Genomic DNA, 26,407 nt, shown 5'->3' with positions numbered 1-26,407 from the left:
CCTTTGGCAAAAGTTCCATATTTATAGCTGCCCGAAACCGACATTGTGCAACCGTGAAGAGAAAAAGACTGTTAAATCCACGATACAGTCGTTTTGTCGCCCAAGCAGTCCAAAAAACTTCCGACGAAGCGTTCAGTCTTTTCCATCACAGTAGTCTCACAATGCCATGTGGGCACGGCTATTGTGCCGCTCCCCCCCTCTATATACTAGTGGGCTGTGTGGCTGTCTTGACTCGCCGATCCAGCTGTCTTGCGCCAACCCCGTCCCGGGTCGCTTTGAGCGGAATCCTGAAATGAGCCAACAGTTTCAACACGATGTTCTGGTAATTGGTAGCGGTGCTGCCGGCTTGAGCCTTGCGCTGACCTTGCCCGGTCATTTGCGCATCGCCGTATTGAGCAAAGGCGACCTCGCCAATGGCTCAACCTTCTGGGCCCAGGGCGGTGTCGCTGCCGTTCTGGATGACACCGACACTGTCGAATCCCACGTCGATGACACCCTCAACGCCGGTGGTGGCCTGTGCCACGAAGACGCCGTGCGCTTTACGGTCGAACACAGCAGAGAGGCGATTCAATGGCTGATCGACCAAGGCGTGCCCTTTACCCGCGATGAACAGTCCGGCACCGAAGACGGTGGTTTCGAATTCCACCTGACCCGCGAAGGTGGCCACAGCCATCGGCGCATCATCCACGCTGCCGATGCGACGGGCGCAGCGATCTTCAGAACCCTGCTCGATCAGGCCAAGCAGCGTCCCAACATAGAACTGCTGGAGCAGCGAGTTGCGGTCGATCTGATCACCGAGAAGCGCCTGGGCCTTGAAGGCGACCGTTGCCTCGGCGCCTACGTGCTCAACCGCGGCACCGGTGAAGTCGACACTTACGGCGCGCGCTTCGTAATCCTCGCCTCGGGCGGCGCGGCAAAGGTCTACCTCTATACCAGCAACCCCGACGGCGCCTGCGGTGACGGTATCGCCATGGCCTGGCGTTCGGGCTGCCGGGTGGCGAACCTGGAGTTCAACCAATTCCATCCCACTTGCCTTTATCACCCGCAAGCCAAGAGTTTTCTGATCACCGAAGCCCTGCGCGGCGAAGGCGGACACCTGAAACTGCCCAACGGCGAACGCTTCATGCAGCGCTTCGACCCACGGGCCGAGCTGGCACCACGGGACATCGTCGCCCGCGCCATCGACCATGAGATGAAGCGCTTGGGTATCGACTGCGTCTATCTGGATATCAGCCACAAGCCCGAAGATTTCATCAAGACGCACTTCCCGACGGTTTATGAACGCTGCCTGGAATTCTCCATCGACATCACGAAGGAACCGATCCCGGTGGTGCCGGCAGCGCACTACACCTGCGGCGGCGTAATGGTCGACCAGCGGGGCCGCACCGACGTGCCGGGCCTGTATGCGATTGGTGAAACCAGTTTCACCGGCCTGCACGGCGCCAACCGCATGGCCAGCAACTCGCTGCTGGAATGCTTCGTTTACGCCCGGTCGGCGGCGGCGGATATTCTTCAACAGTTGCCAGAAGTATCGATACCAACCGCCCTGCCCGTTTGGGATGCGAGCCAGGTCACCGACTCCGACGAAGACGTAATCATTGCGCACAACTGGGACGAACTGCGGCGATTCATGTGGGACTATGTCGGCATCGTGCGCACCAACAAGCGCCTGCAACGGGCTCAGCACCGGGTGCAATTGTTGCTGGACGAAATCGACGAGTTCTACAGCAACTACAAGGTCAGCCGGGATTTGATCGAGCTGCGTAACCTGGCGCAGGTGGCCGAGCTGATGATCCAATCAGCCATGGAGCGCAAGGAAAGTCGCGGCCTGCATTACACCCTCGACTACCCGAACATGCTGCCGGTCGCCCTGGACACTATTCTGGTGCCGCCCACCTACGCCGACTGAACTTGAGCCGAACCCGCAGGCGTCGGTGCACATCCGCCGCCTGCGAATCGCGCGGCACACAGATCGCCCTGACCCGTCGCTCATCGCGCAAACGAAAACGCAGTACCACAATCAATGGCAACGCCAGACTGTCCGGCCGCAGCTGCACGGGTTGCCAACCCACCGCCTGACTCCACATCTGCCAACCATCGGCATCGCGACGCAAGCCGCGAAACGCCTGTGGGTGTGTCAGCAAAATCTGTCGCGGCAATGCCCAAACGCCATGAGCCAGACAGCAAAAAGCGCCGAGCAAACTGGCCCAGACCGGTATGGAAAGAAGAAACAACGAACCCAGCGCGAACAGCTGGGCCAGCAGATAGGCCGCCAGCAACTGCCGCGAGGCATGCCAGCGGCATTCGAACGCGTTACTTGGGCTGGACACGATCCAGGATCATGCGAACCATGCGCTGAAGCTCCGGATCTTCCGATTCGTTGCGCTCCATGAACCAGCCGAACATGTCCTGATCCTCACACGTCAGCAGACGGACGTACAAATCACGATCCACCTGGTTGAGGTGCGGGTAAACCTCTTTCACAAACGGCACCAGCAACACGTCAAGCTCAAGCATGCCGCGGCGGCTGTGCCAGTAGAGGCGATTCAGTTCAACTTGTTCGACCATGGAGCGCTCCTCAAAATAGGCGGCAAGTATACAGCCCCAAAGCGAGCCTAACAGTCGGCTTTGGTCGGGACCGACGATCCTTTGTGAACTACCCATTTCAAGGGCGCCCCCTTATGATGTCCCTCGGACTCTTTACCCTGCGATGACCCATGGCCGATTCTGCTTTTTTCTGCACCCTGTCTCACGAAGGCGTTCTCGCGGTACGCGGCGCGGATGCCAGCAAATTCCTGCAAGGCCAATTGACTTGCAACCTCAATTACCTGAGCGACACCCAGGCCAGCCTTGGCGCGCGCTGCACGCAGAAAGGCCGGATGCAGTCGAGTTTCCGCATTCTGCTGGAAGGTGACGGTGTGCTCATGGCGATGGCCAGCGAACTGCTGGAGCCGCAACTGGCTGACCTGAAAAAGTACGCGGTGTTCTCCAAATCGAAACTGACCGATGAAAGTGCCCATTGGGTTCGCTTTGGCCTTGAGCATGGCGATGCGGCACTGACCAGTCTGGGCCTGGAACTACCGGCAGAAACCGACAGCGTCGCGCGCAATGACGGCCTGATCGCCCTTCGCGTCTCGCCTGACCGCGCTGAACTCTGGGTTCACGCCGATCAAGCCGATACGTTCAAAGGCAAGCTGTCCGCCCTGTTGGCTGAAGGCGATCTGAATCAATGGCTGCTGGGCCAGATACGCGCCGGGATCGGTCAGGTCATGCCGAGCACCCGCGAGCTGTTCATCCCGCAGATGCTCAATCTGCAAGCCGTCGGTGGCGTGAGCTTCAAAAAGGGTTGCTATACCGGCCAGGAAATCGTCGCGCGCATGCAATACCTTGGCAAACTCAAGCGCCGTCTGTACCGCCTGCAACTGGAGGCCAGCGAATTACCGGAGCCCGGTACCCAATTGTTCTCCCCGACCCACGGCAGTTCGATCGGTGAAGTGGTGCTGGCCGCCCGCACCAAGCAAAACATTGAACTCCTTGCGGTGCTGCAAGCCGAAGCTGCAGAAGATGGCAACCTGCACCTTGGCGCACTTGAAGGTCCGGGCCTGCATCTGCTCGACCTGCCTTACCAACTGGATCGTGATCGCGAAATCCAGCGTTAACAGCAGCACTTGTCGCAATACCCTAGAGAAAAGAAATGATCGAGCTGGCGGATAAGGTCCAACAGGATTTGGTTGAGGCCATCGATAACGATGACCTGGTTCTGCCAACGTTACCGGAAGTGGCCCTGCAGATTCGCAAGGCCGCTGAAGACCCGGAAATCAGTGTCAGCACACTGAGCAAAGTGATTGGCCGCGATACCGCGCTGTCGGCGCGCCTGATCAAAGTGGTTAATAGCCCGTTGCTGCGCGCGACCCAGGAAGTGACTGATTTGCACACGGCCATCACCCGGCTGGGCGTCAATTACAGCAGCAACCTGGCCATCGGCCTGGTGATGGAACAGATATTCAATGCCCGTTCCGAAGTGGTGGAACAGAAAATGCGCGAGGTCTGGCGCAAAAGCCTGGAAATCGCCGGCGTCAGTTACGCGCTGTGCCGCAGTTATACGCAACTCAAGCCTGATCAAGCGGCACTCGGCGGGCTCGTGCATCAGATTGGTGTATTGCCGATCCTGACCTACGCCGAAGATCACTATGAATTGCTGTCTGACCCGGTCAGCCTCAACCATGTGATCGACCGGATTCACCCGCTGCTCGGCGATAAATTGCTCAGGGTCTGGGAGTTTCCGGAAATGCTGGTGCAATTGCCGGGGCTGTATCTGGATTTCAAGCGGCAATCGGAGCGGGTCGACTATGTCGATCTGGTGCAAGTGGCCAGCCTGTACTGCCACAAGGACACCGATCATCCACTGGCCCGTATCGACCCCTTCAGCGTGCCTGCCTTCAAGAAGCTGGGGATCGACCCGGAGAACAAGGCGATGTGCAAGGATCTGGAAGAGTCCCGGTCGATGTTTTACTGATCAAGACTGCATAGCCCCAATCGCGAGCAGGCTCGCTCCCACATTGATCTATGTAACACCCAAGAATCTCCTGTGGGAGCGAGCCTGCTCGCGATTGGGCCAGCCCAGACACCAAAAACTACCCCGCGATAAAACTCACCCGCACCTTCAGCCCCGCCTGCTCACCATCGTGCAGGCTGATCTGCGCCAGATGGGCACGGCAGATCTCGCCGACAATCGCCAAGCCCAGCCCCGATCCAGCCACCTGTTCGTTACGCCGATAAAAACGCTCGAACACCCGTTCCCGCTCTTCAAGCGGAATCCCCGGTCCATCGTCCTCGACTTCCAGCACCGCCGGCGCCATAACCCGCAGGATCACATTGCCACCCGGTGGCGTGTGGGCCAGCGCGTTGTCCACCAAGTTGCTCAGCAGTTCATTCAACAGTGTCGGCTCGCCGCGCAGCCACACCGGTTCGTCGGCTTCCAGCGCCAGTGCCACGCCACGTGCATGGGCCAGCGGTGCCATGGCCATGCCCAGTTCCCGGGCCAACTGACTGAGGTCAAGCAACTGCGCACCGCCCTCGGCGATTGCCCGGGCGCCATTCTCGACCCGTGCCAGCGAAAGCAATTGATTGGCCAAGTGAGTCAGGCGATCCGTGCCTTGGGCGGCGGTTTCCAGGGTGCTGCGCCAGGTTTCGGGTTCGTTCGACCGCAAGCCCAGTTCCAGTCGTGCCTTGAGCGCCGCCAACGGGGTACGCAATTCGTGGGCGGCGTCAGCAATGAACTGCGCCTGACGCTCGAACTGCCCGCGCAAACGTTCGGTAAAGTGATTGAGCGCACGCACCAGCGGCCCCAATTCGTGCTGCACTTCCACCAGCGGCAAGGGCCGCAAGTCATCGGGCTGACGCTCTTCCACCGCCGTGCGCAAGCGCTCCAGCGGACGCAGCGCCGCACTGACCGCAAACCACACCAGCAGCAGCGCACCGATCGCCAGCATGCCCAGACGCAACAACGTGTCGGCCATCAGGCTGCGAGCCATGCGGACCCGCGCTTCATCGGTTTCCGCCACGCGGATTTCCGCCATGCCGTTCATGTTTGGCTCGCTGACCGCTTTGAGCAGGCTGACCACTCGCACGTTCTGCCCTTGATAAGTCGCGTTATAGAAACGCGCCAGTGCCGGATAATCATCGGTGCGCGGGGTTCCCGGCGGCGGCGGTGGCAGGTTTTCGTAGCCCGAAATCAGCTTCTGATTGATGTCGTTGACCAGGTAAAAAATCCGCCCGGCGCTGTCGTAGGCGAACGTATCGAGGGCCACATAAGGCACGTTGGCGCTGAGGCTGCCATCGCGCTGAGACAGGCCCGCGGCGATGGTTCGCGCCGAGGCCAGCAAGGTCCGGTCATACGCGGTGTCAGCGGCTTCGCGGCCGTTCCAGTACGCGCTCAATCCACTGGCGAGCATCAACACCACCAGCAGCAACGCGAGGTTCCACAGCAGCCGCCAACGCAGGCTGCTGAGCTTATGCATCGCGACTTTCCAGCAGGTAGCCAAGGCCACGGAAGGTCACGATGACGACCGGTTGGCCGTCGAGCTTTTTGCGCAGGCGATGGACATAGATCTCGATGGCGTCGGGGCTGGCCTCTTCGTCCAGACCGAACACCTGGGCAGCCAGTTGCTCCTTGCTCATCACCCGACCGGGACGGGCGATCAGGGCTTCAAGCACCGCCTGCTCGCGGGAGGTCAGGGTCAGCAATTCTTCACCAAGGGTGAAGCGCCGGGTGTCCAGGTCATAGGCCAGCACGCCACAACGCTGCTGGCGCTCACCGCCGAGCACACTGCGACGTAGCAAGGCTTTGACCCGGGCCTCGAGCTCGGTCAGCTCGAAGGGTTTGGCCAGGTAATCGTCAGCCCCAAGGTTCAGGCCATGGACCCGATCCTTGACGTCGCTGCGAGCGGTCAGCATCAGCACCGGCAGGTTCTTGCCCCGGGCCCGCAGGCGCGCCAGCACTTCGAAACCATCCATGCGCGGCAGGCCGACGTCGAGGATCGCCACGGCGTATTCCTCGCTGCTCAAGGCCAGGTCGGCCGCCACACCGTCGTGCAACACATCCACGGTCAGCCCGGTGCTCTTGAGCGCCTGAGCGACACTTTCGGCGAGCTGCAGATGGTCTTCAACGAGCAGAACACGCATGGATCTTTACCTCATTCAGGGATGGTCGACGCCATTCTTTGGCGCGGAGTTTACAGCCGCATCCGTCGCTGTGAAGCCCGAAAACCGTGAAAGTCAGCTGAAAGGTTAGCGAAAGGTTGGCCGGTTAAAGTCCAGCCACGGACAGTTTCGACTGCCGTTGCCAGTGCCCATAGCAGTACGAGAAACGCCTCGAAGCGTTTTCGCCAATAAGAACAATAAACGGAGTACGTCACCATGCTGTCCATGCAGCTTCAGGCTCGCCCGCCTGCTCGTTTTTCCCGTCTCAGCCACACCGCCCTTGCCAGTGCCACCGCTCTCGCCGGCTTTTCGCCGTTGAGCCAGGCTGCCTTCTTCGAAGACAGTACGGCAACCTTCGAAACCCGCAACATGTATTTCAACCGCGACTTTCGCGACGGCACCAGCGCCCAGCAATCCAAGCGGGACGAATGGGCTCAGGGGTTCATGCTCAATCTGCAATCGGGTTACACCGACGGCACCGTGGGGTTCGGTGTCGATGCGCTGGGCATGCTGGGGGTAAAACTCGATTCAAGTCCGGACCGCACTGGTACCGGCCTGTTGCCGACCCATGACGATGGTCGCGCGGCGGATGAATATTCCAAGCTCGGCCTGACCGGCAAAGTGAAAATCTCCGCCACGGAACTGAAAATCGGCAGCCTGATTCCGGAATTGCCGATCCTCAAAGCCAACGACGGGCGCATTCTGCCGCAGACCTTTGAAGGCGGCCTGTTGACCTCCAAAGAGATCAAGAACCTGACCTTCACCGGCGGGCGTCTGGAGAAAGCCAAGGACCGCGACAGCACCGACTTCGAGGACATCGCGCTCAACAACAAGAACAGCCGTTTCGCCGGCACCGTGGCCGGTAAGCACTTTGACTTCGGCGGCATGGACTATAAGTTCACCGACAAGATCACGGGCAGCTACCACTTCGCTCAGCTTGATGAAGTCTATAACCAGCATTTCCTCGGCATGGTGGCCTCGGAAAAGTTCGGCCCCGGCACCTTCGGCACTGACGTGCGCCTGGCCATCAGTGATGATGAAGGCGCAGCCCGTGGCGGCCCAATCGACAACAAAGCCCTCAACGGCCTGGTGAGCTATGCCTTGAACGGGCATAAACTCAGCGCCGGCTATCAGCACATGTCCGGCGACAGTGCCTTCCCCTACGTCGATGGCAGCGATCCGTACCTGGTCAACTTCGTACAGATCAATGACTTTGCCGGCGCCGAAGAACACTCCTGGCAGGCACGTTACGACTATGACTTCGCCAAACTCGGCATTCCCGGCCTGAGCTTCATGAGCCGTTATGTGAGCGGTGACAACATCAAGCTCAAGAACGGTGACGAAGGCAAAGAGTGGGAACGCAACACCGAGATCAAATACGTCGTACAAAGCGGCGCCCTGAAAGACGTCGCCGTACGCCTGCGCAATGCCACCTACCGTTCCAACTACTCCGCTCGCGATGCCGATGAAGTGCGTCTGCTGGTGAGCTATAGCGTTGCTCTTTGGTAAACATCACGTTCAATAACAATAATGAATGCCCGTGGAGACTCAAATGAACTTATCACTGCGTAAAGTTGCTCTAGCCGCCAGCTGTGTGCTGTTTGCCGGCCAATTGATGGCCGAACCCAAACGCCCGGAATGCATCGCTCCGGCGTCACCAGGTGGCGGTTTCGACCTCACCTGTAAACTGGCGCAAAGCGCGTTGGTAAACGAAAAACTGCTGACCAAACCGATGCGCGTGACCTACATGCCTGGCGGTGTCGGCGCGGTAGCGTACAACGCGGTGGTTGCTCAGCGCCCGGCCGATGCCGGCACGCTGGTGGCGTGGTCCAGCGGTTCGCTGCTGAACCTGGCGCAAGGTAAATTCGGTCGTTTCGATGAAACCAATGTTCGTTGGCTCGCTGCCGTCGGCACCAGTTATGGCGCCATCGCGGTGAAAAGCGATTCGCCTTACAAGACCCTGGACGATCTGGTTCAGGCGCTGAAGAAAGATCCGAGCAAAGTGGTGATCGGTTCCGGCGGCACCGTCGGCAGCCAGGACTGGATGCAGACCGCACTGATCGCCAAGGCGGCCGGGATCAATCCGCGCGACCTGCGTTATGTCGCCCTCGAAGGCGGTGGTGAAATCGCCACTGCCCTGCTCGGTGGCCACATCCAGGTCGGCAGCACCGACATCTCCGACTCCATGCCACACATTCAGAGTGGCGACATGCGCCTGCTCGCGGTGTTCTCCGAGAAGCGTCTGGACGAGCCGGAAATGAAAGAGATTCCGACCGCTAAAGAGCAAGGCTACGACATCGTCTGGCCAGTGGTTCGTGGCTTCTATCTCGGGCCAAAAGTCAGCGACGAAGACTACGCCTGGTGGAAGAACGCCTTCGACAAACTGCTGGCCTCCGAGGACTTCGCCAAGTTGCGCGATCAACGTGAACTGTTCCCGTTCGCCATGACCGGTCCGGAGCTGGACACCTACGTGAAGAAGCAGGTCGCGGACTACAAAGTGCTGGCCAAAGAGTTCGGCCTGATCCAGTGATCGCCTCTGTCTAGCGGCCACGACCCCGGTTCTCGGGGTCGTGGCCCAGGAGTTCCTCATGCTCATACAACGCATTTTCGCTTCGGTGCTGTTGCTGGCTTGTCTCAGCCTGATCCTGATGGCCTGGCCGTATCAGGCTCCGTTTTCCTATGAACCCATCGGCCCCCGCGCCTTCCCGTTGTTGATGTTGGGCCTGATGGGGCTGGGGCTGGTTTACATGGTGTTTCGCCCGTCGCCGATCATCCACACGAGTGACGATCCACCGATGGATCGCGAAACCCTGCACAAGATTGGCCTTTGCGTGCTGCTGCTGCTGATCTTCGCCGGCCTGTTCGAACCCTTGGGCTTCATTCTCAGCAGCCTCTTGATCGGCATTCCAATGGCACGCCTGTACGGCGGACGCTGGTTGCCGAGCGTGTTGATCATCAGCCTGATGAGTATCGGTCTGTACCTGCTGTTCGACAAAGTCATGGACGTCCCGCTGCCTCTGGGCCTGCTCGACGTTCTGGAGAACTGATATGGATACGCTTGGTTATTTGAGTCACGGCTTCGGCGTCGCATTAACCCCTTACAACCTGGTGACCGCACTCAGCGGCACGCTGATCGGCACCGTCGTCGGGCTGCTGCCGGGCCTGGGCCCGATCAACGGCGTAGCGCTGCTGATCCCCATCGCGTTCGCCCTGGGCCTGCCACCGGAATCGGCATTGATCCTGCTGGCGGCGGTCTATCTGGGTTGCGAGTACGGCGGCCGGATCAGTTCGATTCTGCTGAACATTCCGGGCGAAGCGTCCACGGTGATGACCACCCTCGACGGCTACCCGATGGCACGTCAAGGCATGGCCGGGGTTGCACTTTCGCTGTCGGCCTGGAGTTCGTTTATCGGTGCCTTCATCGCGACCTGCGGGATGGTGGTGTTTGCACCGATTCTGGCGAAATGGGCGATTGCCTTCGGCCCGGCGGAATACTTCGTTCTGATGGTATTTGCGATTGTCTGCCTCGGCGGCATGGCCGGCGATCGACCGCTGAAGACCTTTATTGCTGCGCTGATCGGCCTGTTCCTGTCGACCGTCGGCATTGATGCCAACAGCGGTGTGTACCGATTCACCGGGGACAACATTCACCTCACCGACGGCATTCAATTCGTGGTGCTGGTACTGGGCCTGTTCTCCATCAGTGAAATCCTTCTGCTGCTGGAAAAAACCCACCGCGGTCAGGAAGCGTTCAAAGCCACCGGTCGCATGATGTTCAACTTCAGGGAAGCCGCGTCGGTGTTCTGGGTGAACATGCGTTGCGGTGTACTCGGCTTCATCATGGGCGTGTTGCCGGGTGCCGGTGCGACACTGGCCAGCGCCGTGGCCTACATGACCGAAAAACGCATCGCCGGCCCCAGCGGTAAATTCGGTCAGGGTGACAAACGTGGTCTGGCCGCGCCAGAAACCGCCATCGGTGCCGAGGCTTGCGGCGCGTTAGTGCCGATGCTGACACTCGGCGTGCCAGGTTCGGGCACGACAGCGGTGATGATCGGAGCGTTGTCGCTGTACAACATCACGCCGGGCCCGCTGCTGTTCCAACAGCAACCGGACATCGTCTGGGGCCTGATCGCGTCGTTGTTTGTCGCCAACATCATGCTGGTGATCCTGAACATTCCGATGATCCGTATCTTCACCCGCATCCTCGCCGTGCCGAACTGGGCGCTGGTGCCGATGATCGCGATCATCACGGCCATCGGCGTCTTCGCGGTACATGCGACCACCTTCGACCTGTTCCTGATGATCGGTATCGGTATCTTCGGCTACATCCTGCGCAAGCTAGACTTCCCGTTGTCGCCAGTGCTGCTGGGCTTCATTCTCGGTGGGTTGATGGAACAGAATCTGCGTCGTGCCTTATCGATCTCTAACGGCGCGCTGGAAATCCTCTGGTCGAGCGGAATCACCCTCGCCGTCTGGGGGTTGATTGTGATCATGCTGTTGGTGCCGATTCTGCGGATCTGGCGCAAACGTTCGGTCGCCCGGCGCGTTATTGCCGATGTCTGATAGGACCCCCTTCAAAAGCTGGTGGGGAACACCGCTGGTCGGTCTGCTAGGCGGTTACCTCGCCAGCCAGATCGGCTGGCCGCTACCGTGGATGGTTGGCTCGTTGCTGGCGATCATCCTGGTGCGCTGCCTGACTCCCTGGCAATTGGCGGAAATCCCTGGCGGGCGCAAGTGCGGCCAGTGGATCGTCGGCATCGGCATCGGCCTGCACTTCACTCCGGTGGTGATGGCGCAGGTGTTGAGCCACTTCGGCCTGATCTTCTTCGGTGCGTTGGTCACCAGTCTGTCCGCGGTGGTCGGGGTCTGGTTGATGCGGCGCACCGGGGAAGATCGCGCCACCGCATTCTTTTCCAGCATGCCCGGCGGCTCCGGGGAGATGGTCAACCTCGGCGCCCGCAACGGCGCGGTGCTCAGCCGTGTCGCGGCGGGGCAGAGTTTGCGAGTGCTGGTGGTGGTGTTGTGTGTGCCGGCGGCGTTCAAGTATCTATTGGGTGACGGTGCGCCGGCCCTGCATCCAACGACCGTCGACTGGTGGTGGCTAGCCTTTCTGTTCCCGGCGGGCGCCCTTGCCGCCTGGATCTGGGAGCGGCTGCGACAACCCAATCCCTGGCTGTTCGGACCGTTGCTGGTGACTGCGACAGTGAGCATTGCTTGGGACCTGCACATCGGTCTGCCCAACGGCGGCAGCCAGATTGGCCAGTGGCTGATTGGCAGCGGGTTGGGGTGTCACTTCAATCGGCAGTTCTTCCGGCGGGCACCGTCGTTCATGGGCCGAACCCTGCTTGGCACGGTGTTGACCATGTTGATCGCCACTTTGGCGGCGTTGGGTTTGAGTGCGATGACCCATCTGGATCTGCGCTCGCTGACACTGGGCATGATGCCCGGCGGGATCGCCGAGATGAGTTTGACGGCAGAGACCCTGCAATTGTCGGTGCCGTTAGTGACGGCGATGCAGGTGATGCGATTGTTGTTTGTGTTGTTTCTGGCGGAGCCGTTGTTTCGGTATTGGAACCAGAAGCCGGATTCGCCCTGATAGACCGAGTCGCCTGCTTCGCGGGCAAGCCTCGCTCCTACAGGATTTGTGCCGGACGCAAACCCGCGACCAACCAAAATTCTGTAGGAGCGAGGCTTGCCCGCGAAAGCAATCTTCAGACCGACGGCAATCGCCACTCGATCGGCGTCTCGCCATTCTGCTCCAGAAACTTGTTCGCCCGGCCGAAGTGCCCGCATCCGAGGAAGCCGCGATAGGCGGACAGCGGCGACGGGTGGACCGAGGTCAGCACCAGGTGTTTGGTGGCGTCGATGAGTTTCTGCTTGCTCTGGGCATGCGCGCCCCATAGCAGGAACACGAGATGTGGCTGGTGTTCGCTGACCACTTCGATAATCCGATCGGTAAAATATTGCCAGCCCTTACCCGCATGGGCGTTGGCATTCGCGCGCTCCACGGTCATGGTGGTATTGAGCATCAACACGCCCTGCTCTGCCCAACTCTGCAGGTAGCCATGGTTGGGAATGTCGATGTTCAGGTCGCGTTTCAACTCTTTATAGATGTTCACCAGCGACGGCGGTGCCGGCACGCCCGGTTGCACCGAGAAGCACAATCCATGGGCCTGGCCCGGGCCGTGGTAAGGGTCTTGACCGAGAATGACCACTTTGACCTTGTCCAGCGGCGTGGAATTGAGCGCGTTGAAAATCATCGGTCCGGGTGGATAGATCTCTTTGCCCGCCGCGCGTTCCTGTTGCAGGAATGTGCGCAACTCTGCCATGTAGGGCTGGTCGAATTCGGCACGCAGTGCCTCCTTCCAGCTCGGTTCGAGTTTGATACGGTCGTCAGCAGTCATGGTTACATCCGGCAAAAACAATGGGGCGAACCCTAGGAAACCCTATCCCCCTTGTCAAATGATCTGACGCAGATCCGGCACTTTCCTATAGAGCGATCATACTGAACGCTCAATTTCCCGATCGAGGTCACGATGAATCTGCACTTCGAAGAACTGACCGGCACCGACGGCGCACGCATCGGCATCGCCAGCCTGGATGCCGAAAAATCCCTCAATGCCCTCTCCTTGCCGATGATCAACGCCCTGCGCGATCAACTGGACGCTTGGGCCAAGGAGCCACAGATCGTTTGCGTGCTGCTGCGCGGCAATGGCGCCAAGGCTTTTTGCGCCGGCGGCGAAGTACGCAGCCTGGTGGAGGCCTGTCGCGCCCATCCCGGCGAAGTGCCGCCCTTGGCTGCGCACTTCTTTGCGGCAGAATATCGCCTGGACTTCAACCTGCGCACCTACCCGAAACCGCTGATTTGCTGGGGGCATGGTTACGTGCTGGGCGGCGGCCTGGGGCTGCTGCAAGGGGCGAGCATTCGGATTGTCACGCCGAGCAGCCGGTTGGCGATGCCGGAGATAGGCATCGGCTTGTACCCGGATGTCGGCGCCAGTTGGTTTCTGTCGCGGTTGCCCGGCAAGCTCGGATTGTTTCTGGGCCTGACGGGCGCCCAGATGAACGGTCGTGACGCGATCGATCTGGACCTCGCCGACCGCTTCCTGCGCGATGATCAACAGCATGATCTGCTCGAAGGTTTGCTGCAATTGAACTGGCAGGAACAGACAGCCATGCAGCTCAACAGCCTGCTCAAGGCCTTGCAGCAGGAAGCGATCGCGCAGATGCCCGAAGCGCAGTGGCTGCCTCGACGCGGGCAGATCGACGAACTGTTGGATGTCAGCGACGTTCAATGCGCCTGGAAGGCCATCAGTACTCTGCGCGATCATTGCGACCCGCTGCTCGGTCGTGCCGCCAGAACCATGACTGAAGGCTCGCCCCTGACCGCTCATCTGGTGTGGGAACAGATCGTTCGCGCCCGGCATCTATCGTTGGCTCAAGTCTTTCAGATGGAATACACCATGAGCCTCAACTGCTGCCGTCATCCGGAGTTCAGCGAAGGTGTGCGAGCGCGATTGATCGACAAGGACCAGAAACCTCGTTGGCACTGGTCAGACATTAACACTGTGCCGGAAGCGACGGTGGAGGCGCATTTCCATAAGGTCTGGGAAGGCCGGCACCCTCTGGCTGACCTGTCGGAGTACTGAAATTCAGGATCGAGTAGGAGGCGGATTTACATCCGCCGTCCTCTCACACCACCGTACATACGGTTCCGTATACGGCGGTTCAGGTTACACGGCTAAGCCGATCTATCGTATCCAGTATCGAGATCAGCCCGAGTCGGTCCCACAGCTTCTTCGGCAGCGCCTGATTCATATGAGGCGCTCCCGAGTTCCACCATGGGCCTCGGCCATTGACTGCCGATTTACACGCCCGCGCCTCATTAAGTCCCAAGCGTATCAAGTTGCGCGCCCTCGTAGAGGGCCGCTTCCATTGACGCCAGACGACACAGCGAAGCTTGCGACGCACCCAGCCGTCCAGTTCCTCAAGTGGCCGTTTGCTTTGGCTCAGTTTGAAGTAGCCCGCCCAACCACGCAGCACGGGGTTTATCCGCTCGATGATATTCGCCATCTTGTGGCCCCGCGCTTTACGTAGCAGCTCTCTGAGTCGGTCGCGCAAGCGACCTAGACTCATCGTCGCCACTCTCAGCTTCGGTTGCTGATGCCAGCTCATCCCGTAACCCAAGTAATCACACTTCCAAGACCTCGCAACTCGGCTCTTGTCCCGGCTCAGCGTCAGTTTCAGGCGCTGATTCAGGAAGCGCTCAACACTCCTCATCACTCGTTCGCCAGCACGAGGGCTGCGCACATAGATGTTCGCATCGTCGGCATAACGCACAAAACGATGCCCCCGTCGTTCCAGCTCGCGGTCGAGTTCGTTGAGCAGGATGTTCGACAGCAACGGCGAGAGCGGGCCGCCTTGCGGCGTCCCTTCCTGCCGTCGGCTGGCGATACCGCCTGACATCGTTCCCGCTTCGAGGTAACGATGGATCAGCTTGAGCACCCGCTTGTCTTCGATTTGGCGCGCCAGATAAGCCATCAGGATGTCGTGATTAACCCGATCAAAGAACTTCTCAAGATCGAGTTCCACGCACCAGCGATGCCCTGCCGCCACATGGGCGCGGGCTTTCTCGATGGCTTGGTGGGCGCTTCTGCCCGGTCGGAAGCCGTAGCTATAGTCCGAGAATAGCGGGTCGAAGATCGGCGTGAGCTGTTGCAGCAATGCCTGTTGGATCAGGCGATCCACAACGCTGGGAATACCCAGCTGCCGGGTGCCGCCTTTGGGTTTGGGGATGTCGACGGCGCGTACACCTTGCGGGTGGTACTCGCCGGCCAGCAACCTCTTCTGGAGGGTCGGCCAATACTGTTTCACATAGTCCGCCAACTGGTCGACCGTCATGCCATCGGCACCCGGCGCGCCCTTGTTGCTGACTACGCGATGATACGCACGTCTGAGGTTGGCGGGTGCAAGCACCCGCGCCATCAGCGTGTCCGGCTCCGCGTTCGTCCACGTCACAGACGCCGTCGATACCTTTGCGCTATCAGCCGTCATCCTCGGATTCTGTCCGGGACTCGGAGTAACAGTCTTCTCTGGGAGAAATTTCTGCATTTCGGTATTCAACGAGACTCTGACGCCTACTGGCGGCATAACCTGTTCGGCCCTTGGTGGCAGGGTTATTTGCCACTTACTACGGCCTCGGCTGACTTCTGCACGCTCATCCCGTCGCCTCTCGACGCGCGGTAGCACAGTGGCAAACGTGCAGATCTCCCAGGGTAATTCGCGCGACCTTCCTGCTTATGCCTGTCGGATCTACGTCACAGCGTTCCGTGCAAGTACTGGGCTTTGAAGATTTTGGCCTTCTTACCCCGCTGCGCCGCCTCTATCCGCTTCCTGTTCGTCAGGCCAGCATTTTGCCTCGGGCTTCCTTCAGATTCGCAGTCACCCGCGACACCCTTGCCTCTGGCTAACACTTCCCCTTGCCGGGTGTGTAGAGGACTTTCACCTCCAAGTCACCAGCGTGGCCACCACAGCCCAGCTGGTTGCGCTTGCGCGCAACGCGCCATGCCTGGCGCACCAAAAAAAAGCGGCGCTTCATGCGCCGCTTTTTATTGAGTGGTTAACGGTGGCCGTCTCGGCCATCGTGATCGCCGCGACCGCGGTGATCGCCTCTTCCGTCACGGCGATCCCTGTGGCCTCGATAGTCATCGCCCCGGTCGCCTCGATTCCGGCCGTCCCAACCGCCCCGGTTATGACCGTCCCAACCTCTACGGTTATGACCGTCCCAACCTCTGCGGTCATGACGGTCCCATCCGCGATTCTGATAGACGCGGTAGTCAGCTCGTGGCGCTGGCTGGTAATAGCGCGGTGCCGGTTGATAAAGCCGCGGCTGGTGGTAATAACGCGGCGTTGGTTGGTAATACCGTGCAGGTGGCGAGTAATACCTGCGCGGGGCCGAGTAGTAATGACCATCGGAGTAGTAAGCTCCGCCACCGGAGTAATACGGCGCAGGGGACGTGTAGACCTCGGAACGGTAGTAGCTGGCTCCTCCATCGGAATAGGGCACGCACGCACCAAGAGACAATCCCAATAGACCAATCAGCAGAATTCGGATCTGTTTTCGACAGAGCATGGCGGCCTCCTGGACCGCGAGTGAACCACACCAGCGACGCTGGCAGGCGACAGTCAATGGTTCTGCGACTGTCGAAATATCAGACAGTGAAATCGGAATCTGGTGCGCTCTCGCAACACGTTGAAACAAGTAGCCGATGAAAGGTTTTTCATCCAGCCCATAAGAAAACAGCGCGTCCATAAGCCAGACGCGCCGTTGTATTCATGAGCCGGTTAACGGTGCCCGCGATGGTGTCCGCCGCGATGGTGATGACGGGGACCACTGAAATAATAGTAACGATAACCCCCGTAAAACCGCGGCCCGCCATAGTAGTAAGGTGAGTAGTAATAACCAGGGTAGTAATAAGGTGTCGGATAAAAATCGCCCGAGCCTGCGTAGTAGTAACAGCCGGACAGGCCCAAACCAAAAAACACACTGAGCAGTATTCGACGCAGCTTTGTTTGACAGAACATGGAGGCCTCCTGGAAGACCTGCAACAGCAGTCGACTGACATCTGTTTTGACTTTCAAACCGGCACCGAGTGCCAGACAGCGTCTGGCCTTCAGATCAGCGGCCCACTCAAGCTGGCTTGCGCATGGCTGTTTACCGGCCGATCATGCGCGGTCTCGGGCCAAACAAACCGGCCGTAACCGAAATGCCCCTTCATGAATAAACCTGACCTCTGCCCAGCCTGCGGCGCCTCCAACGACTGCAGCCTGGCTGACCCGCGAACCGTCGATCGTGCCTGCTGGTGCTACGGCGTCAGCATCGATCCGGCGGTGCTCCAGGCATTGCCCGCCGATCTGCGCGACAAGTCCTGCCTGTGCCCGGCCTGCGCCCAGGTCGAGGTGCAGTTGCAAGCAGCCGCTGAGCCGATCACGTAAGATGCGCGGTGCTCTCCCACCGAATCCTCCCACCGAACCCTAGCCATGCGCGTTGACCGCTTCCTCAGCAACCTGCCCCGCTTCAACCGTAAGCAGGTACGCCTGTTGCTGGTGGAAAAACGCGTCAGGGTCGACGCAGAAGTCGTCAGCGACCCTCACGCCGAGGTGCTTGAATTCAGCCGCGTGGAAGTCGACGACGAGGTGCTGCAAATTGGCAAGCCGGCCCATTACTTCATGCTGCACAAACCGCCCGGCTGCGTCAGTGCCACCCGCGACCCGCAACACCCGACGGTGCTCGACCTGATCGATGAACCGGACAAGGATGACCTGCACATCGCCGGTCGCCTGGACTTCAACACCACCGGCCTGATGCTGATCACCAACGATGGCAGTTGGTCGCGACGCCTGACCCAACCGCAGACCAAACTGCCCAAGGTCTACTACGTCGAGACGGAGCAGGACATCACTGCCGAATACGCGATCACCTTCGCCAAAGGGCTGTATTTCGCCTTCGAAGACCTCACCACGCAACCGGCCGAACTGGTCGTGCTCGGGCCAAAATCTGCGCGCCTGAGCATCATTGAGGGCCGCTATCATCAGGTAAAACGGATGTTCGGCCACTTCGACAACAAGGTGTTGCGGCTGCACCGCGAACGCATGGGGCCGCTGGTGCTCGACGATGGGTTGAAGCCCGGCGAGTACCGGTCGTTGAGCAACGAAGAGATCCGATTGATCTAAGTAGGCGACCACTCAGCAGAAGTCGTCGAAGAATTTACGAAAGATACTTGCGCGATGACGTGACCCCTGCTTGAATCAGGACGTCGGCGCCAAACGTGACCGACGAGTCACAAAACTACTCTAAGAAACTTTTTGCCGGCAGAGAACCCTCAGGTTCCGCCTTCCCCCGGCAAACTGCCCGTTTATAACAATACCCGTCGACCGGCTTTCAATGGATCGACATGGGCCTTCAAAAATTCCAGGCGTATGCCTACCTGTCACAAAGCTCGTGCAATCTGATTTGCGCGCATACCCGCTTGCCAGGAGTCTTATGACATGAGGCCAGAAATCGCTGTGCTGGATATACAGGGTCAGTATCGGGTTTACACGGAGTTTTATCGCGCAGACGCCGCAGAGAAGACCATTATTCTGGTCAACGGCTCGATGTCCACGACTGCGTCGTTTGCACAGACCGTGAAAAACCTTTACCCAGAGTTCAATGTGGTGTGCTACGACCAGCCCTACGCGGGCAAGTCCAAGGCCCACAACCTGCATGAGAAGATGCTCACCAAGGAAATCGAAGGGCAGATCCTCCTTGAGCTGATCGACCACTTCGCCGCCGAGCACGTGCTGTCGTTTTCCTTTGGTGGCGCCGCCACGCTCGTCGCCCTCGCCCAACAGCCACGGCGCATCGAAAAGGCTGTGATCAGCTCGTTCTCGCCGGTGGTCAACGAGCACATGCTCGACTACCTTGAGCGTGGTGTCGATTATCTCGGCAGCCGGGACGGTAACCGGGTCGGTGACTTGGTGAACAGCACCATCGGCAAACACCTGCCCTCGCTGTTCAAGCGCTTCAACTACCGTCACGTCAGTTCGTTGGCCGAACATGAATACGGGCAGATGCATTTTCACATCAGCGACGTACTCCACAGCGACCGCCAGTGCTACCTGAACGCGGCGAAGAAAATCAACGTGCCGGTGCTGTTCATGAACGGCGAATGGGACGAGTACACCGCCGCCGACGATGCCAAGCTGTTCGCCGGCCACGTGCAGCACAGCACCTTCAGTACCCTGCAGGCCACCGGCCACTTTCTCGACATGGAGCACAAAGCTGCCTGCCGAGACAGCCGCAACGCACTGCTGGGCTTCCTGAAACCGGCGCAACACGAAAGCCGACCGCGTTACCACTACGTCCAGGACCACCATGCATTGGCAATTTGAAACAGAGTCATCGCGAGCAAGCTCAGCCCTGTAGGAGCGAGGCTTGCCCGCGAAAGACCGCTACGCGGTCGATGCTTTCGTTTTACCCGTGCTAAAGCCATCGCGCATAAAGAAAAACTTCAAATTCGCGCCCACATCTGGTACAAAGTCAGCCGCTCTGAGCGGGTGTCGTATAATGGCATTACTCCAGCTTCCCAAGCTGATAACGAGGGTTCGATTCCCTTCACCCGCTCCAATCGAATTTTTGTCTCACGTCAGTTTTTGACGGGGATGCAAGAACAGAAAAAACCGGCCTTGATGGCCGGTTTTTTGTGTCTGGGATTTGGTGGAATCGGCTCTGAGACATCCCCAATTTTCGTCCATTTATCCGCTGATCGATGAGTAAGTGCTCTCGGGGCGTTAGCGACTACCCTGAAGTCTGTTAGCGCTTTTTTTTCGAAAACCCCGGATTTGTTATCAAATTTCATCAAGCGTTAATGTTTTCACCTCTGTGGAAATTAACGTTTTCGCATATGATCGATCTTCTGTTAGCGTTTTTCTTGCCCCAGTAAAGGATTTCGTCAATGCAAGTCGGTTTCAAGACCCTCGCGAACCGTTACGACATCGCACTGGCACAACCTCTACGAGTCGACTCGATGATCGGCACTGTACGTGTCAGTCGCGAAAGTGACGGAAATGTGGAGAACCGGTATCCGGCAAGCTATCGGCCCGCAGACGATTTCGCCGGACATTTCGAATTCGGCCTCAAGTACGAAGAGATCCATCTCGAGTTCTTCGCCCGCCTGTTTGCGGCCATAGGTCCGCAGCCTGTCGAAGACTGGTGTCGACGGGAGCCATTCGGCCAGTACGCCCGGCGCACAGGGTTCCTCTACGAATGGCTGACAGGGGAACGTCTGGATGTGGCGCTGCAATGCAGAATTCGTCGGCGCGCGCCAAGCACCAATGCTGCCCCCCCCAGACCTTGACGCCGCCCGCCCCGCATACTAGCGAATGCTATACTTCCTACGAATTGCATGAAGCGTGCAACGTTCCCCATGGACACAGATACCGACTGCAAATCTCAGTTAGCGGCTGCAGGACAGAGGAGGTCTACAGCCAACACGAGATGGGAGGTGTGGCATGAATAGGCACTATTACATCAGTGACAATCTCGACGATCTCGAAGCCGTTGAAAATGAACTGGAAGCCAACGGCATCAATACCGAACAAATTCATGTGCTCAGTGAACAAGTTGCTGATGTTGAAGAACATCATCTCCACGAGGTTAACTCGTTAATGAAACAGGATGTTGTTCACTCTGGCGAGATTGGTGCTGTGGTCGGTCTGCCACTCGCGGCGCTAGTCCTTGCCGGCGCCTATTGGATGGGCTGGACCGAATCCGCCGCAGGCTGGGTGCCTTTTATCTTCCTGGCCATTGTTATATTTGGCTTCTGCATCTGGGAAGGCGGCTTTTTTGGTATCCAGGTGCCGAACGCTCACTTCCGCAATTTTAAGCAGATGGTAGAAGAGGGAAAACATATCTTCTTCGTGGATGTTGAACCGGATCAGGAACCGGTATTGGACCGGGTAATCGAACATCATCCAACGCTGACGGTCGCCGGCACGGGAACGGCTGCTCCCCACTGGACAGTGGCCTGGCAGCACAAATGGCATCAGTTCAAGCGAGTGATATCGGGTTAGCCCTGAAGACTCAAGGCCATCCGGAAACTGCTTATTGGCCGAAGGAAATGACCCGACTGAGGAACACATAGTCTGCCTCGGTGGCCATCAGTCCGACGAGCACCAGCAAACACAAAGGTGGCAACAATATGGCGTAGACCATGGTCAACCGTTCCCAGGCCATGTGCATGAAGATGGAGACAATCAAACCTGCCTTCAACAACATGAAAGTGATAATCAGGGACCACCGAAGGTAGCCATGGAATTGGAAATAGTCGACAAGATACGACAACGTGCTGAGGACGAATAACAGCCCCCAGATTTTAAGGTACAGACTGATTGGATGTTGCTGACCCTGAGCATGTGTCATCACCGTGCTCCTCTACCATAAATAGAAGAAAGCAAAAATAAACACCCACACCAAATCCACGAAGTGCCAGTAGAGCCCGGCTATCTCGACGTTCTGATAGTTTCCGGAGCGCTCATAATCTCCCCGCATTACTTTCAGCGCCACAATGCTGAGGTAGAGGGCGCCGATTGACACATGCAGTCCGTGGAAACCGGTAATCATGAAAAAGCTGGCACCAAATTGCGCCGCCCCCATGGGGTTCCCCCAGGGACGCACCCCTTCTGCGATGAGCTTGGTCCATTCAAATGCCTGCATGCCGACGAAGGCCACCCCCAAGGCCGCGGTCGCCAGCATCAGGGCAGCGGTTTTCGCGCGATCACGGCGATAGGCGAAATTAACGGCCATGGCCATGGTGCCGCTGCTACTGATCAGCACAAAGGTCATGATGGCGATCAGAATAAGGGGGATCTCCTTACCGGCAATCGTCAATGCGAACACTTCACTGGGGTTCGGCCAGGCAGTGGTGATGGTCATGCGTACCGACATGTAGCCGACTAAAAAACAGGTGAATATAAAAGTATCGCTGAGCAGGAATATCCACATCATCGCCTTGCCCCAAGGGACCTGCTTGAAGACCTCTCTATCCGAGGCCCAGTCGCTGGCGATGCCCTGCCATCCCGAAGCAGGCGGTGAGTCTGTTGGATTGGATGAACTGGATTCGCCTGGGGCAAATGGGTGCGATGCCATGGCTTTTCACCTCAGGCCGCAGAATCTGGCGATGGCTTCATAGGTTTCCGGCGTGCTCGCCAGCAAAGCGAATAGCACGAACCAAAGACCCAGTAAGTAATGCCAATAGATGGTACAGAGCTCTACGCTGACGCTAAGTTGCGCCAACGGCACGCGATGCAGGAATTTAGCGACGATTATGCTCCAGGCTATCAACCCGCCCAGCAGGTGGAGCCCATGCAGGCCGGTCAACAAGTAGAAAAAACTGTTGGCCGGATTGCTGGCGACAAAGTAGCCCCAGGCGACAAACTGCTGCCAGACCCAGAGTTGCCCCACCAGAAAGGCAATGGAAAATACGCCCCCCAATGCAAAACCAATGACCGTTGCGTCCAGGCGAGCCTGCCGGGCGGCCATCCGCGACCACTGCAGTGCAATGCAACTCAATACCAGAAAAGCCGAATTCAGCCATAGCTGCCAGAGATTGGCTAACGGCGCCAAGGGGTCTGTCAGAGGGAGCCAGTCGGCCATTTGTGAACGGGCAATAAAGGCGAACAGGAAGAGAAAGAATAACGAGCTCACCACCACCAGAAACAAGCGCAGGCCCACTCTTGCGATCTGGCTTCTATCGGCACCCTCGGTGGTACCCCCAGAATCGCGACTCCAACTGCCGCCGGGGTCAGCGCCGTCGGCGTTTCTCAATAGCAGCCTTTTCATGTTTTAACGTCCGCTATCTTGGTTCCGGCACTCAGTTGCCGCATCTGCTCCAGCTCCTCGGCGGAGACCGTTTGCGGAACGAAATCCTGTTCTATCCCCGGCACACTGTAGTCATAGGCCCAACGATGCACGACCGGCAACTTCGCTCCCCAGTTACCGTGTATCGGCGGGGTGTTCGGCGTTTGCCATTCCAGACTGGCCGCACCCCACGGATTACTGCCTGCGGGTTTGCCCTTGAATGCACTCCAGGCCAGGTTGAACAGGAATAGCAGTTGGGAAACGCCAACGATCAATGCGATCACCGTAATGAAGGCATTCAACTCTTGCGCCGACTGCGGGATGAACGCGTAATTTTCATAGGCGTAGTAACGGCGTGGCATGCCCTGAAAACCCAGGTAGTGCATGGGGAAGAAGATGGCGTAGGTGCCCAGAAAGGTAATCCAGAAATGCAGCTTGCCCAGGGTGTCGTTCAACATGCGCCCGGTTACTTTCGGGAACCAATGATAAATGCCGCCGAACACCACCAATACCGGTGCGACCCCCATGACCATATGAAAATGGGCTACGACGAAATAGGTGTCCGAGAGCGGAATATCCACGATCACATTGCCCAGAAACAACCCGGTCAAACCGCCGACCAGGAAGGTGACGATAAAGGCCAGGGCAAACAGCATTGGCACGGTCAGATGGATGTCGCCCCGCCACAGGGTCAGCACCCAGTTGTAGACTTTCAGTGCGGTCGGCACCGCGATGATCAAGGTGGTGACGGCGAAGAAAAAGCCAAAGTACGGGTTCATTCCGCTGACATACATATGGTGCGCCCAGACCACAAAGCTGAGTACGCCAATCGCAATAATGGCCCACACCATCATTCGGTAGCCGAAGATATTTTTACGCGCATGCGTGCTGATCAAGTCGGAAACCAGACCAAACGCAGGGAGAGCCACGATGTAGACCTCCGGGTGGCCGAAGAACCAGAACAGGTGCTGGAATAATATGGGGCTGCCACCCTGGTGATCGATCTGCTGCCCCAGCGAGATCATCGCCGGCATAAAGAAGCTGGTGCCCAACAGCTTGTCAAACAACATCATGACCGCACTGACGAACAACGCCGGGAAGGCCAGCAACGCCATGATCGAGGCCATGAAGATGCCCCATACGGAGAGCGGCATGCGAAACAATGTCATGCCGTGCGTGCGCGCCTGTAACACCGTGGTTACATAGTTCAACCCGCCCATGGTGGCTGCAACAATAAAAATAGCCAGTGAGACAAGCATCAGGACGATGCCCCACTCGACCCCCGGTGTTCCCTGAGAAATGGACTGTGGTGGATAGAGCGTCCAGCCCGAACCGGTGGGGCCGCCGGGGACAAAGAAACTGGAGAGCAAGACCACTACTGCTAGCAGGTAGAACCAGTAACTCAGCATGTTGACATAGGGGAAGACCATGTCGCGGGCGCCCACCATCAGCGGGATCAGATAGTTACCGAAGCCACCCAGAAACAAGGCCGTCAGCAAGTAAATGACCATGATCATGCCGTGCATGGTCATCGCTTGATAGTAAGCACTGGCGTCCATGAACTCCAAAGTGCCGGGGAAGCCAAGCTGTATGCGCATCAAGCCGGACAACACCACGGCGATAACGCCCACGAATAGAGCCGTCAAGGAATATTGAATGGCTATGACCTTGTGGTCCTGACTCCAGATATATTTGGTCAGGAAGCTTTTAGGTTCGTGCAGTGCTTCTGTTTCGGCTTGCTCCGCATAGGCCATCACGTCATCCTCATGTCGAAGTTTCGGTGCATTCCTGGCTGCTTTACGGCTACTTCCCTGGCTCCGCCTTGCTCGCATCAGCGTCGGCATTCGCTTTGGATTTGATAAAAGCGATCAGTGCGTTCAACTCCTGATCACTCGGAGCAAAGGCCGGCATGACGGCTGCATAGCCTTTGACGATTTTGGCATTGGGATTAAGAATCGAATCCTCTATATAGCCATCATCGACCTTGATACTCGTTCCGTCGGAAAGGGGTTCTGTCTCGCCATACAGGCCTTGCCAGGTGGGGCCCACACCCTTGCTGCCATCGACACTGTGACAGGCCAGACAGCCGAGCGACTCGGCCAGTCGCTGCCCCTGCGTCGCCAAGTCGTCACCTCTGTCCAGTTTTTCGCTGGCAGAAGATTCTTGCTGCGCGACACCCAGTGATTTGATCAGGGCGACGACAGCACCCAGTTCATCTTCAGTGAGAGTATAGGCCACCATGACTGGCGGGTAGCCCTGTACCAGTCGGGCCTTCGGATCGAGGATCGACTCTTTCAAGTAGGCCTCATCGACCAGCGCACTGGTGCCATCGGCAAGCTGTTCAGTGCGGCCGTACAGCCCCTTCCATCCCGGGCCGAGACGGGTACTGCCATCCTGGCTATGGCAGGCACCGCAGCCATATTGTTCGACCAGCAAGCGACCTTTTTCCAGCACGCTGTCCTGACTGGGTTTGGCAGCTGTCGTTAATGTCTGCGCAAAAGTTGGTTGGCTATTCAGCCATTGATCGAAGGCGCCCTGCTCTTCCACAATCATCTGGCCGCGCATGTTGTAATGACCTACGCCACAATATTCAGCGCAAAGGATTTCATATTTCCCGGTTTTGGTCGGCGTAAACCAAAAGTACGACACCATCCCCGGCACCATGTCCATCTTGCTGCGAATTTGCGGAATATAGAAATTGTGCAGCACATCTTTAGAACGCAGTAAAACTTTCACTGGCTGATCGAGCGGAAGGCGAACTTCATTGTTTTTTATAAGCACATCATCCTGCCCAACAGGATCTTTGGGATCAAGGCCGAGGGGATTGGTGAAATCAACAAACTTGATATCCGATTTACCCAACTTCCCGTCCTGGCCGGCAAAACGAAAGGCCCACTGCCACTGCTGGGCGACCACTTCAAGTTCATAAGCATTTTTCGGCACTTGGATGAAATCATTGTAAACCACCAGACCTGGCGCCAACATCGCGGCAATACCTACCGAGGTCACGATAATTAACCATGTTTCCAACTTTTTACTTTCTGGCTGGTAGTGCGCCCTGGTGCCCTCCTTGTGACGATAACGCATCACGGCGACAGCCATAAATACGGTGATGGCGATGAAAAATATTCCGCTAATGATCAGGGTGATGAACAGGGTGGTGTCTATTGATCCCCAGTTGGAAGCTGCCGGAGTCGCATGCCAAGGCGCTAGTATATGGAACAACACTGATGCAATAACGATTAGTATCAAGATAATTGCTATTGCCATTTTCTCTTCATCCTATTCCTGTTGTTCACTGGTTAT

At 58.0% G+C, this 26,407-nt stretch carries 26 protein-coding genes, 1 tRNA gene and 1 pseudogene; 15 read left to right on the top strand and 13 right to left on the bottom strand.

Annotated elements, in window-relative coordinates; all coding sequences use genetic code 11:
* Positions 1-292 precede the first annotated feature (292 nt).
* Positions 293-1,909, top strand: coding sequence for an L-aspartate oxidase (gene nadB / locus ACYZT2_RS07980; protein WP_461971369.1), 1,617 nt, complete (start codon positions 293-295; stop codon positions 1,907-1,909).
* Here the strand turns inward: nadB and ACYZT2_RS07975 are convergent.
* Positions 1,878-2,330 carry a protein YgfX gene (locus ACYZT2_RS07975; RefSeq protein ID WP_461971368.1) on the bottom strand — a complete coding sequence of 151 codons (453 nt, stop codon included), beginning with the start codon at positions 2,328-2,330 and terminating at the stop codon, positions 1,878-1,880. The two genes, nadB and ACYZT2_RS07975, sit on opposite strands and share 32 nt — an antisense overlap.
* The gene (locus ACYZT2_RS07970; protein WP_030132661.1) at positions 2,314-2,568 is read right to left on the bottom strand and encodes an FAD assembly factor SdhE; all 255 of its coding nucleotides are present in this window, start codon (positions 2,566-2,568) and stop codon (positions 2,314-2,316) included. The genes ACYZT2_RS07975 and ACYZT2_RS07970 overlap by 17 nt, the downstream gene beginning before the upstream one ends.
* Positions 2,569-2,717: 149 nt before the next feature.
* On the opposite strand from ACYZT2_RS07970, the gene ygfZ reads away from it, so the two are divergent.
* Complete coding sequence (ygfZ, locus tag ACYZT2_RS07965; RefSeq protein ID WP_461971367.1) at positions 2,718-3,659, top strand: CAF17-like 4Fe-4S cluster assembly/insertion protein YgfZ; 942 nt, start codon at positions 2,718-2,720, stop codon at positions 3,657-3,659.
* 35 nt (positions 3,660-3,694) lie between these two features.
* Positions 3,695-4,516, top strand: a complete 822-nt coding sequence (locus ACYZT2_RS07960) for an HDOD domain-containing protein (RefSeq protein ID WP_461971366.1) — start codon at positions 3,695-3,697, stop codon at positions 4,514-4,516.
* Between the two features lie 118 nt (positions 4,517-4,634).
* On the opposite strand, the gene ACYZT2_RS07955 is transcribed toward ACYZT2_RS07960, so the two are convergent.
* Together ACYZT2_RS07955 and ACYZT2_RS07950 are read right to left on the bottom strand one after the other, a co-directional pair.
* On the bottom strand, positions 4,635-6,020 hold the full coding sequence (locus ACYZT2_RS07955; protein ID WP_461971365.1) for a sensor histidine kinase: 1,386 nt from the start codon (positions 6,018-6,020) through the stop codon (positions 4,635-4,637).
* Entirely contained in the window at positions 6,013-6,684 is a 672-nt protein-coding gene (locus ACYZT2_RS07950) for a response regulator (RefSeq protein ID WP_461971364.1), read from the bottom strand. The genes ACYZT2_RS07955 and ACYZT2_RS07950 overlap by 8 nt, the downstream gene beginning before the upstream one ends.
* A gap of 234 nt (positions 6,685-6,918) precedes the next feature.
* On the opposite strand from ACYZT2_RS07950, the gene ACYZT2_RS07945 reads away from it, so the two are divergent.
* From ACYZT2_RS07945 to ACYZT2_RS07925, 5 genes are read left to right on the top strand one after another with little or no spacing between them, the layout of a single operon-like run.
* Entirely contained in the window at positions 6,919-8,211 is a 1,293-nt protein-coding gene (locus ACYZT2_RS07945; protein WP_461971363.1) for an OprD family porin, read from the top strand.
* Between the two features lie 43 nt (positions 8,212-8,254).
* Positions 8,255-9,232 (top strand): Bug family tripartite tricarboxylate transporter substrate binding protein, encoded by a 978-nt coding sequence (locus ACYZT2_RS07940; protein ID WP_038979324.1) that lies wholly within the window; start codon positions 8,255-8,257, stop codon positions 9,230-9,232.
* Positions 9,233-9,290: 58 nt separating this feature from the next.
* Positions 9,291-9,749, top strand: a complete 459-nt coding sequence (locus ACYZT2_RS07935) for a tripartite tricarboxylate transporter TctB family protein (RefSeq protein ID WP_461971362.1) — start codon at positions 9,291-9,293, stop codon at positions 9,747-9,749.
* Position 9,750: 1 nt separating this feature from the next.
* On the top strand, positions 9,751-11,265 hold the full coding sequence (locus ACYZT2_RS07930) for a tripartite tricarboxylate transporter permease (protein WP_461971361.1): 1,515 nt from the start codon (positions 9,751-9,753) through the stop codon (positions 11,263-11,265).
* Positions 11,258-12,298 (top strand): AbrB family transcriptional regulator, encoded by a 1,041-nt coding sequence (locus tag ACYZT2_RS07925; RefSeq protein ID WP_461971360.1) that lies wholly within the window; start codon positions 11,258-11,260, stop codon positions 12,296-12,298. The genes ACYZT2_RS07930 and ACYZT2_RS07925 overlap by 8 nt, the downstream gene beginning before the upstream one ends.
* Before the next feature lie 115 nt (positions 12,299-12,413).
* Here ACYZT2_RS07925 and ung read toward each other — a convergent pair whose 3' ends face one another.
* Complete coding sequence (gene ung, locus ACYZT2_RS07920) at positions 12,414-13,106, bottom strand: uracil-DNA glycosylase (protein ID WP_461971359.1); 693 nt, start codon at positions 13,104-13,106, stop codon at positions 12,414-12,416.
* Between the two features lie 132 nt (positions 13,107-13,238).
* Here ung and ACYZT2_RS07915 point away from each other — a divergent pair, with 132 nt between their 5' ends.
* Positions 13,239-14,351 (top strand): enoyl-CoA hydratase/isomerase family protein, encoded by a 1,113-nt coding sequence (locus tag ACYZT2_RS07915; protein ID WP_461971358.1) that lies wholly within the window; start codon positions 13,239-13,241, stop codon positions 14,349-14,351.
* Positions 14,352-14,430: 79 nt separating this feature from the next.
* Here the strand turns inward: ACYZT2_RS07915 and ltrA are convergent, their stop codons facing one another.
* The 3 genes from ltrA to ACYZT2_RS07900 all read right to left on the bottom strand — a co-directional run bounded on the left by ltrA (position 14,431) and on the right by ACYZT2_RS07900 (position 17,286).
* Complete coding sequence (gene ltrA, locus ACYZT2_RS07910; protein ID WP_461968955.1) at positions 14,431-15,852, bottom strand: group II intron reverse transcriptase/maturase; 1,422 nt, start codon at positions 15,850-15,852, stop codon at positions 14,431-14,433.
* Between the two features lie 469 nt (positions 15,853-16,321).
* Entirely contained in the window at positions 16,322-16,834 is a 513-nt protein-coding gene (locus tag ACYZT2_RS07905; RefSeq protein WP_461971357.1) for a hypothetical protein, read from the bottom strand.
* A 212-nt stretch (positions 16,835-17,046) separates the two neighbouring features.
* Entirely contained in the window at positions 17,047-17,286 is a 240-nt protein-coding gene (locus ACYZT2_RS07900; protein WP_253551500.1) for a hypothetical protein, read from the bottom strand.
* Between the two features lie 192 nt (positions 17,287-17,478).
* On the opposite strand from ACYZT2_RS07900, the gene ACYZT2_RS07895 reads away from it, so the two are divergent.
* The 6 genes and pseudogenes from ACYZT2_RS07895 (at position 17,479) to ACYZT2_RS07870 (ending at position 21,315) form a co-directional block, all read left to right on the top strand.
* Complete coding sequence (locus tag ACYZT2_RS07895; protein WP_461971356.1) at positions 17,479-17,697, top strand: cysteine-rich CWC family protein; 219 nt, start codon at positions 17,479-17,481, stop codon at positions 17,695-17,697.
* Positions 17,698-17,742: 45 nt separating this feature from the next.
* Positions 17,743-18,435: a pseudouridine synthase gene (locus tag ACYZT2_RS07890; RefSeq protein ID WP_461971355.1), complete on the top strand. Its 693-nt coding sequence runs from the start codon at positions 17,743-17,745 to the stop codon at positions 18,433-18,435.
* A gap of 315 nt (positions 18,436-18,750) precedes the next feature.
* A complete protein-coding gene (locus tag ACYZT2_RS07885) occupies positions 18,751-19,635 on the top strand; it encodes an alpha/beta fold hydrolase (protein WP_461971354.1) in 885 nt (294 codons plus the stop codon).
* 161 nt (positions 19,636-19,796) lie between these two features.
* A tRNA-Gly gene (locus ACYZT2_RS07880) sits at positions 19,797-19,870 on the top strand.
* 328 nt (positions 19,871-20,198) lie between these two features.
* Positions 20,199-20,537 (top strand): annotated as a pseudogene (locus ACYZT2_RS07875) (Fic family protein); the annotation flags it as partial.
* 217 nt (positions 20,538-20,754) lie between these two features.
* Positions 20,755-21,315, top strand: a complete 561-nt coding sequence (locus tag ACYZT2_RS07870; RefSeq protein ID WP_461971353.1) for a magnesium transporter — start codon at positions 20,755-20,757, stop codon at positions 21,313-21,315.
* Positions 21,316-21,346: 31 nt separating this feature from the next.
* Here ACYZT2_RS07870 and ACYZT2_RS07865 read toward each other — a convergent pair whose 3' ends face one another.
* From ACYZT2_RS07865 to ACYZT2_RS07845, 5 genes are read right to left on the bottom strand one after another with little or no spacing between them, the layout of a single operon-like run.
* Positions 21,347-21,664, bottom strand: a complete 318-nt coding sequence (locus ACYZT2_RS07865; RefSeq protein ID WP_461971352.1) for a cytochrome C oxidase subunit IV family protein — start codon at positions 21,662-21,664, stop codon at positions 21,347-21,349.
* Between the two features lie 12 nt (positions 21,665-21,676).
* The gene (locus tag ACYZT2_RS07860; protein ID WP_461971351.1) at positions 21,677-22,390 is read right to left on the bottom strand and encodes a heme-copper oxidase subunit III family protein; all 714 of its coding nucleotides are present in this window, start codon (positions 22,388-22,390) and stop codon (positions 21,677-21,679) included.
* A 6-nt stretch (positions 22,391-22,396) separates the two neighbouring features.
* On the bottom strand, positions 22,397-23,083 hold the full coding sequence (locus ACYZT2_RS07855; RefSeq protein ID WP_461971350.1) for a cytochrome c oxidase subunit 3: 687 nt from the start codon (positions 23,081-23,083) through the stop codon (positions 22,397-22,399).
* The gene (gene ctaD / locus ACYZT2_RS07850; RefSeq protein ID WP_461971349.1) at positions 23,080-24,855 is read right to left on the bottom strand and encodes a cytochrome c oxidase subunit I; all 1,776 of its coding nucleotides are present in this window, start codon (positions 24,853-24,855) and stop codon (positions 23,080-23,082) included. The genes ACYZT2_RS07855 and ctaD overlap by 4 nt, the downstream gene beginning before the upstream one ends.
* 49 nt (positions 24,856-24,904) lie before the next feature.
* Positions 24,905-26,371, bottom strand: coding sequence for a cytochrome c oxidase subunit II (locus ACYZT2_RS07845; RefSeq protein ID WP_461971348.1), 1,467 nt, complete (start codon positions 26,369-26,371; stop codon positions 24,905-24,907).
* Positions 26,372-26,407 lie beyond the last annotated feature (36 nt).

The organism is Pseudomonas sp. MDT1-85 (assembly GCF_054898065.1).
This window is presented reverse-complemented; position numbering and strand designations above follow the sequence as displayed.

Coding starts and splice junctions, on each gene's coding strand:
- nadB (WP_461971369.1), top strand. CDS start 293: ATGAGCCAACAGTTTCAACACGATGTTCTGGTAATTGGTAGCGGTGCT.
- ACYZT2_RS07970 (WP_030132661.1), bottom strand. CDS start 2,568: ATGGTCGAACAAGTTGAACTGAATCGCCTCTACTGGCACAGCCGCCGC.
- ygfZ (WP_461971367.1), top strand. CDS start 2,718: ATGGCCGATTCTGCTTTTTTCTGCACCCTGTCTCACGAAGGCGTTCTC.
- ACYZT2_RS07960 (WP_461971366.1), top strand. CDS start 3,695: ATGATCGAGCTGGCGGATAAGGTCCAACAGGATTTGGTTGAGGCCATC.
- ACYZT2_RS07955 (WP_461971365.1), bottom strand. CDS start 6,020: ATGCATAAGCTCAGCAGCCTGCGTTGGCGGCTGCTGTGGAACCTCGCG.
- ACYZT2_RS07950 (WP_461971364.1), bottom strand. CDS start 6,684: ATGCGTGTTCTGCTCGTTGAAGACCATCTGCAGCTCGCCGAAAGTGTC.
- ACYZT2_RS07945 (WP_461971363.1), top strand. CDS start 6,919: ATGCTGTCCATGCAGCTTCAGGCTCGCCCGCCTGCTCGTTTTTCCCGT.
- ACYZT2_RS07940 (WP_038979324.1), top strand. CDS start 8,255: ATGAACTTATCACTGCGTAAAGTTGCTCTAGCCGCCAGCTGTGTGCTG.
- ACYZT2_RS07935 (WP_461971362.1), top strand. CDS start 9,291: ATGCTCATACAACGCATTTTCGCTTCGGTGCTGTTGCTGGCTTGTCTC.
- ACYZT2_RS07930 (WP_461971361.1), top strand. CDS start 9,751: ATGGATACGCTTGGTTATTTGAGTCACGGCTTCGGCGTCGCATTAACC.
- ACYZT2_RS07925 (WP_461971360.1), top strand. CDS start 11,258: ATGTCTGATAGGACCCCCTTCAAAAGCTGGTGGGGAACACCGCTGGTC.
- ung (WP_461971359.1), bottom strand. CDS start 13,106: ATGACTGCTGACGACCGTATCAAACTCGAACCGAGCTGGAAGGAGGCA.
- ACYZT2_RS07915 (WP_461971358.1), top strand. CDS start 13,239: ATGAATCTGCACTTCGAAGAACTGACCGGCACCGACGGCGCACGCATC.
- ltrA (WP_461968955.1), bottom strand. CDS start 15,852: ATGCCGCCAGTAGGCGTCAGAGTCTCGTTGAATACCGAAATGCAGAAA.
- ACYZT2_RS07905 (WP_461971357.1), bottom strand. CDS start 16,834: ATGCTCTGTCGAAAACAGATCCGAATTCTGCTGATTGGTCTATTGGGA.
- ACYZT2_RS07900 (WP_253551500.1), bottom strand. CDS start 17,286: ATGTTCTGTCAAACAAAGCTGCGTCGAATACTGCTCAGTGTGTTTTTT.
- ACYZT2_RS07895 (WP_461971356.1), top strand. CDS start 17,479: ATGAATAAACCTGACCTCTGCCCAGCCTGCGGCGCCTCCAACGACTGC.
- ACYZT2_RS07890 (WP_461971355.1), top strand. CDS start 17,743: ATGCGCGTTGACCGCTTCCTCAGCAACCTGCCCCGCTTCAACCGTAAG.
- ACYZT2_RS07885 (WP_461971354.1), top strand. CDS start 18,751: ATGAGGCCAGAAATCGCTGTGCTGGATATACAGGGTCAGTATCGGGTT.
- ACYZT2_RS07870 (WP_461971353.1), top strand. CDS start 20,755: ATGAATAGGCACTATTACATCAGTGACAATCTCGACGATCTCGAAGCC.
- ACYZT2_RS07865 (WP_461971352.1), bottom strand. CDS start 21,664: ATGACACATGCTCAGGGTCAGCAACATCCAATCAGTCTGTACCTTAAA.
- ACYZT2_RS07860 (WP_461971351.1), bottom strand. CDS start 22,390: ATGGCATCGCACCCATTTGCCCCAGGCGAATCCAGTTCATCCAATCCA.
- ACYZT2_RS07855 (WP_461971350.1), bottom strand. CDS start 23,083: ATGAAAAGGCTGCTATTGAGAAACGCCGACGGCGCTGACCCCGGCGGC.
- ctaD (WP_461971349.1), bottom strand. CDS start 24,855: ATGGCCTATGCGGAGCAAGCCGAAACAGAAGCACTGCACGAACCTAAA.
- ACYZT2_RS07845 (WP_461971348.1), bottom strand. CDS start 26,371: ATGGCAATAGCAATTATCTTGATACTAATCGTTATTGCATCAGTGTTG.